We start from the raw sequence: 6275 nt of genomic DNA on the forward strand, positions 1-6275 counted from the left end.
TCGTGCTCGCCGCCCGCCCTCACGCCGGGCCGATCACCGCCCCCTCGTGCCAGCCCGCGCCGTCGCGCCAGTAGTGCTGGAGCAGGCGGTCGGTGCGCAGGACGAGGACTTCCAGGTTGAACCCGAAACTGCCCTGGAGCATCCCGGTGACGGCCACCGCGTCGTGCCCGAAGACGGCGCTGCGGGTCCAGGGGGCACCGGCCGCGTTCCCCCGCCACCAGTGCTCGACGCGGCCGCCGTCGACGGCCACGCACAGCTCGTAGTTCCCGGCGGTGTCCTCGTCGGCGGCCCCGTACTGGCCCTCGATCATGCAGGGCGCCGAGCCGGCGCGGCTGCCGAAGACCTCCCCGGCGCGCCAGACGAAGCCGTTCGGGTCGTCGCGCCACCACAGCTGCATCCGGCCGTCGGTGCGGGCGGCGACCAGGTCGAGGGTGCGGGAGCGGGTCTGCACCAGGGCGGGGCCGAAGTGCGCGATGCCGGAGGCGAAGCGGCCGCCGTCGTTCCATGTCCAGGGGGCGCCGTTGATCCGCCACCAGTGGTTCAGGCGGCCGTCGGCGGTGCGGACCACCACCTCGAAGTTGCCCGGCCGGCCGTAGTCGCTCTGGATGAACGCCGGGGTCGAGCCGAGGGCGGCGTCCCCCGGGCCGAAGGCGCCGCCGTCGCGCCAGACGCCGACGGACTGCTCGTAGTACCAGTGGCGCAGCCGGCCGCCGGTGGTGACGTGCAGCGACTCCATGTTCCGGTTGTAGCTGGTGCCGGTGAAGGCGGGCTGGCCGGAGGCGTCGCAGGCGAAGGTCCGGCCGCGGGACCAGGCGAAGGGGGCGTCGCCCTCGCGCCACCAGTGCTGCAGGCGGCCGCCGCCCGCGGTCGCCGCCATCTCGAAGTTGCGGTGGGAGCGGCCGTTGCCGCTCTCGTAGACGCTGCCGGCGTGCAGGCGGCGCTTGCTCCAGGGGTCGATGTCGGTGCCGTGCAGGCCGTACTTGGCCCAGTGGTCGATGCCGGCCTCCCCGTAGGCGATCCGGCCGTAGCCGCCGACGTGGTAGCCGGGCCCCCAGGAGTTCTTGAACAGCCAGCAGCCGGCCGCGTCGTCATAGCCCACCACCAGGACGCAGTGGCCGCCCGCGAGCCGGTCGCTGGTGCGGTGGTAGACGCCGGAGCCCAGCCCGAAGAAGTCGTCGTACACGTCGAAGCAGGCGATCAGCGGGCCGACCGCGTCCAGCCACGCCTTCTGCTGCTCGACGTCGCCGAGGCGCACGTGGCCGGTGATCCGGACGGTACGGCCCGAGCGGTCCCAGCCGGGCGTGTACTCGGCGCGCCAGGCGTCGCGCCGCTCGGCGGGCAGGCCGGGGGGCGGCGGGCTGTACGGCCAGCAGTCCGGGTCGGCGAGGCCGCCGTTCTCCCGGATCCAGTCGAGGGCGGTCTCCGGGTCGCCGCCCTGCCCGCAGGGCGACTTCAGCCCGTCGTGGACGTCGCCCTCGGAGCGGGCGGCCCATACGTCGTGCTCGATCCGGGCCATCGACTCGACCAGGCCGGCCGCGGCGAAGGCCCAGCAGGAGGCGCAGGGGTTCTGGTCCTTGACCTTGGTCAGCCAGGGCCAGCCCCAGCGGTTGCGCCAGTCCACCGCGGCGGGCCGGCCGGCGCCGGCCGCGCCGGTACCGGGCAGCAGGCCGTGGGCGGCGCGGCGGCGGGTCAGGTGGGGGTTGCCGCTCTCCCGGCCGACGAGCGCCCGCAGGTCGACGGGGCCGGCGTCCGCGGCGGGCGTCAGGCGGGTGCCGGGCTCCAGGCCGAGGGCGGGTCTCGGCACGGGCTCGGAGTCCGCCAGGTGCTCGCTGACGGTCCAGCGCGCCCCCTGCGCCGCGAGCTGCGCCCGCAGCTCCCCCACCGTCTGCACAGACTCCTCCGGCATCCCCGGCCCCCCAGCTGCCACCCGCGGTCGTGAGCCCGGGGAGCGTCTCCCCGCGCCCCGGGCCCGTCAAGGGGGTCCGCACGGTCGCGCGGTGGCACGGGGGTCGTACGGTTCGCGCATGGACGACGGACGCGGCCGGCGGCAGTTGGCGATGATCGAGGAGGTCTGCGGCCTGGGCCTGGAGGTCTGGCTGCGGGGCGGCTGGGCCATGGACTTCTGGCTCGGCGGGATCACGCGGGAGCACGAGGACGTCGACTGGTTCGCCTGGGCCCGGGACGCGCAGGATCTGCGGGAGCGCCTCGTGGCCCGCGGGTACGAGGTCCGCCGCGCGGACGACCAGCAGGTGGACCTCGTACGGGACGGCGAGGAGCTGAGCTTCGCCCTGGTCGCGCGGGGGGACGGCGGCCGGGTGGTGGCCGCGGGCGGGCCCTGGGCGGGCACGGCCTGGCCGGAGGGGATGCTGGACGGGGTGGAGCCGGGGCGGCTCGGCGGGCTGGAATGCCGGGTGGTGTCACCCGAGGCGCAGATCGAGATCAAGCGCATGATGCCGGTCTGGGTGCCGGAGCGCCCGCGCCGGCCGAAGGACGCGGTGGACGCGGCCCGTCTGGAGGCGGCCCTGGAGCGGCTGCACGCCGTGGACGGGACGCTCACGCATGAGGGCGGCGCCTTCCTCGACTTCCGGGAGTACGGCTGCGAGGACCGGTGGTCGCACGGCCGCCGGTGGGTCGACGCCAAGCACCTGCGGCTGCCCGCCGAGCCCGCCGGGGACGGGCGGTTGCTCGCCGCGCTGATCGGGCACGAACAGTTCCGCGACGACTACGCCGGGGGCGGGGTGCTGCCGCGGGGGCGCAGGCACGGCCCGTACTGGCGCCGGCTGATCACCCCCGGCGCGTACGAGGCCTTCGGCCGGGAGCGGGCCGCGCGGGTCCTGCGGGAGTGGGCGGACCGGTACGACGCCGTGCCCGCCGAACTGGGGGCGGATCTGCGGCGGGAGGTGTTCGACCGCGTGGCGGCGGCCGACGCCGTCTACGCCCTGACGGGGGTCGGGGAGGGCGACTTCCACGACTGGGGCGGCGTGCACGGCGAGTTCCACGAGTTCGTCCTCGTGGACCGCACGGCGGGCCGCCTGACCCTCCTGGTGGCAGCGGACGACTGACCGGCCAGCTGCGGCGGGCCTGGGTGGGGCGCGGCCCGGTCCGGCGGGTGGGGACCCTCAGCGGGGCAGGGCCTGGCCGCCGATGCCCGGGGCGCCTGCCAGTTGGGCCTGCCACCACGCTTCCGCCTCGGCCCGGCTCATGCCGCCCCACCGCGGGGTCCGTTCCACCTGCGCACGCCCCAACCGGCGTGCCAGCGCGACCAGTTCCCGGCCGGCCGCGCCCCGGGCCGCCTGGTAGTCGCGCAGCAGCTCCTCCCACGTGCCCGCCCGGGCCCACGCGGCGCCGAAGGCGGTGGCGTCCTGGAGCGCCTTGGCGGCGCCGCTGGTGTTGTGCGGCCGCACCACCGTGGCCGCGTCCCCGGCGAGCAGCAGCCGGCCGGCGGTGGTGCTCGCGGTCTCCAGGTCGTAGATGGGCTGCACGAAGGTGTCCGCCGAGTCGGTCAGCGCGAGCGCCCGGCCCCAGTACGGCGGGAACTCCCGCTCCAGCAACGCCCGGAGGTGGTGCAGGAGTTCCGGGGTCAGCGCGCCCGGCGGGAAGCTCGTCGGGTCGTCGAAGCGCAGCCCGCCGCCCCGCGGGGGCGGAGCGTAGAGCACCCAGTTCACCCGGGGCCCGTCCGGACCCGGGATGCGGTAGACGACGCAGCTCCCGCCGTCGAAGCACACGGTGGTCACCGCCTCGGGGAAGGACCCGGCCCCGTCCAGCAGACCGGCGTCGACGTTCCCGCGCCAGCACACGTACCCGGCGTAGTGCGGCCGCGCCCCCGGAGCCACCGCCTCCCGCACCACCGACCGGTACCCGTCGGCGCCGACGGCCAGCTCGTACCGCTCGACGGAGCCGTCGCCGAGCCGGACCTCGGCCGCGTCCCCGTCCCCGGCCACGGCCGCCACGGCCACGCCCTGCCGGTACACCACCGAGTCCGGCATCGCCCCGCGCAGCCCGCGCCACAGCAGACCCCAGTGGTACGAGTGGAACGGGAACGGCTGCTCCCACACGACCCGCCCGCCGGGCCCGGCCTCCGCGTCCCGCACCACCCACCGCCGCCGCAGCAGCCGGTGCGCGGGGATCCCGCCGGGCAGCGCCCCGGCGGCGGCCAGCTCGGCGGCGCGCTCGTCGTGCACGCACAGCCCGACCCCGCGGTCCGCGAGCCGCCCGCGCGTGCGCTCCAGCACGACGACCTCCTCGGCCCCGGCCCGCACCGCGGCGGACGCGAACGCGCACCCCGCGATGCTCCCGCCGACCACAGCGACCGCTCCACCGCGCATAACCGCCCCCTGCAGAAGCCGAGTTGCCCTGGTCGGACCACCCTACTGAGCAGACCCGCCCCGGCCGGGCACATCCGGCCACCCCCGCGCGGACGCCGTCCCGCACCACGCCGCCCGTACGGCTCGCCGCGCGGCCGGGGCGGGGCGGCCCTACGCTGGGGACGGCTCGGGGTCCTCGGACGACAGGAGGCCGTGCCGTGACGCCGACCGCCCGTATCCGGCTCCGCCGGGCCTGCACGGCCGTGGCCGCCGCCGGTGTGCTCCTCGCCCCCGCCGCCGCCGGCCACGCGTACGGATCTCCCGACGCGGCCCGCCCCACCGCCGCGGCCCCCTCACCGGACCCCGGGGACCGGGACTTCCCGGAGCTCACCCCCGCCGTCGCCGCGAAGCTCGACGCGGCGATCCGGAACACCCTGCGCGAGGCGAAGGTGCCAGGCGTCATCGTCGGGCTGTGGGCGCCGGGCAAGGGCAGTTACGTGAAGACGTTCGGCGTGGCCGACAAGGAGACGGGTGCGCGGATGCGGACCGACTTCTACACCCGCATCGGCAGCCAGACCAAGACCTTCACCGTCACCGCCCTCCTGCGGCTGGTCGACCAGGGCAAGGCCGGCCTGGACGACCCCATCGGCAGGTACGTCTCCGGCGTCCCGAACGGCGACCGCATCACCCTGCGCGAGCTGGCCGGCATGCGCAGCGGGCTCTTCAACTACAGCGAGGACGACGCCTTCGACAAGGCGCTCACCACCGGGGGCACCCGCCCCTTCACACCCCGGCAGCTCCTGGACTACTCGTTCAGGCACCCGGTGAACTTCGCGCCGAACGCCGAGTTCGAGTACTCCAACACCAACCTGGTCCTGCTCGGCCTGGTCATCGAGAAGGTCACGGGCCGGCCGCTACAGGAGGTGATCAAGGAGCAGGTCATCGAGCCCGCGGGGCTGCACCACACGCTCTTCCCGACCAGCGCCGCCTTCCCCTCCCCGCACGCGCAGGGCTACACCGACCAGTCGGCTTCCGGGGACATCGTGAACGCGACGGACTGGAACCCCTCCTGGGCGTGGGCCGCCGGGGCGATGATCTCCGACCTCGAAGACCTGCGCAGCTGGGCCAAGACCCTCGCCACGGGCACCCTGCTGAAGCCCGCGACGCAGGCGCAGCGCCTGAAGACCACCTCCGTCGGCATCCCGGGCGCCGGCTACGGCCTGGGCCTGTTCGACGTCCAGGGCTGGATCGGCCACAACGGCTCGCTCCCCGGCTACGAGAGCCTCGGCGTGTACCTCCCGGAGGAGCGGGCCACGCTGGTGGTCATCCTCAACACCGACGTCCTGCACGACGGCCAGGAACCCAGCACCCTGTTCGGCGAGGCCGTCACCTCCATCGTCACCCCGGACCACGTCTACCCGGGCCACAAACCGACGGCACCGCGGCACGACTGACCGGGCCGGGAGGGGAGTCAGGCCGCCATGGCCGCGCGGACCTGGGCCAGGCTCGGGTTGGTCATGACCGTCTCCGTACCGGAGGGGGCGACGACCCGGACGGTGGGCACGGTCTCGTTGCCGTCGTTCACGCTGCGGACGAAGGCCGCCGCGTCCGGGTCCCGCCAGATGTTGACGGGCCGGTACGGCGTGCCGGTCAGCCGGAGCTGCGTCCAGAGCTTCATGCAGAAGACGCAGCCGGGCCGCCAGTAGACGGTCGTCCCGGCGCTCAACGCGACCCCGCGAAGGCCGCCCACGCGGTGGGGGTGACCTGGATGACCGGGCCGTCGGCCTGCTTGCTGTCCCGGACCGCGACCGTGCCGGGCACGTTCGTGGCCACCTCGACGCATTCGCTGTTGGCCTGGTCGTCGCTGTAGCTGGACTTCACGAACTCGAACTGCCTCACGGTCCTACACACCCTTACGGATCGCCTCGATCAGGTTCGCGGAGTCGTGCGGCGCAAGGCTCAGCCGTGCGT

General features: G+C 75.2%; 6 protein-coding genes. 2 read left to right on the plus strand and 4 right to left on the minus strand.

Annotated features, from left to right (window positions below):
- Positions 1-19 precede the first annotated feature (19 nt).
- Positions 20-1906, minus strand: a complete 1887-nt coding sequence (locus tag AB0D45_RS27700; protein ID WP_362463918.1) for a C1 family peptidase — start codon at positions 1904-1906, stop codon at positions 20-22.
- 118 nt (positions 1907-2024) lie between these two features.
- On the opposite strand from AB0D45_RS27700, the gene AB0D45_RS27705 reads away from it, so the two are divergent.
- Complete coding sequence (locus AB0D45_RS27705; protein WP_362463920.1) at positions 2025-3062, plus strand: hypothetical protein; 1038 nt, start codon at positions 2025-2027, stop codon at positions 3060-3062.
- Between the two features lie 57 nt (positions 3063-3119).
- Here the strand turns inward: AB0D45_RS27705 and AB0D45_RS27710 are convergent, their stop codons facing one another.
- Positions 3120-4325: an FAD-dependent monooxygenase gene (locus AB0D45_RS27710; RefSeq protein WP_362463923.1), complete on the minus strand. Its 1206-nt coding sequence runs from the start codon at positions 4323-4325 to the stop codon at positions 3120-3122.
- Between the two features lie 197 nt (positions 4326-4522).
- Here AB0D45_RS27710 and AB0D45_RS27715 point away from each other — a divergent pair, with 197 nt between their 5' ends.
- Entirely contained in the window at positions 4523-5758 is a 1236-nt protein-coding gene (locus tag AB0D45_RS27715; RefSeq protein ID WP_362463926.1) for a serine hydrolase domain-containing protein, read from the plus strand.
- Positions 5759-5775: 17 nt separating this feature from the next.
- Here AB0D45_RS27715 and AB0D45_RS27720 read toward each other — a convergent pair whose 3' ends face one another.
- Complete coding sequence (locus AB0D45_RS27720) at positions 5776-6030, minus strand: glutaredoxin domain-containing protein (RefSeq protein ID WP_361596826.1); 255 nt, start codon at positions 6028-6030, stop codon at positions 5776-5778.
- The gene (locus AB0D45_RS27725) at positions 6027-6203 is read right to left on the minus strand and encodes a DUF397 domain-containing protein (RefSeq protein WP_362463929.1); all 177 of its coding nucleotides are present in this window, start codon (positions 6201-6203) and stop codon (positions 6027-6029) included. The genes AB0D45_RS27720 and AB0D45_RS27725 overlap by 4 nt, the downstream gene beginning before the upstream one ends.
- Positions 6204-6275 lie beyond the last annotated feature (72 nt).

The organism is Streptomyces sp. NPDC048352 (assembly GCF_040651895.1).
Classification (GTDB): domain Bacteria; phylum Actinomycetota; class Actinomycetes; order Streptomycetales; family Streptomycetaceae; genus Streptomyces.

Excerpts from the sequence above, each read along its gene's own strand:
- AB0D45_RS27700 (WP_362463918.1), bottom strand. The coding sequence starts at position 1,906 with ATGCCGGAGGAGTCTGTGCAGACGGTGGGGGAGCTGCGGGCGCAGCTC.
- AB0D45_RS27705 (WP_362463920.1), top strand. The coding sequence starts at position 2,025 with ATGGACGACGGACGCGGCCGGCGGCAGTTGGCGATGATCGAGGAGGTC.
- AB0D45_RS27710 (WP_362463923.1), bottom strand. The coding sequence starts at position 4,325 with ATGCGCGGTGGAGCGGTCGCTGTGGTCGGCGGGAGCATCGCGGGGTGC.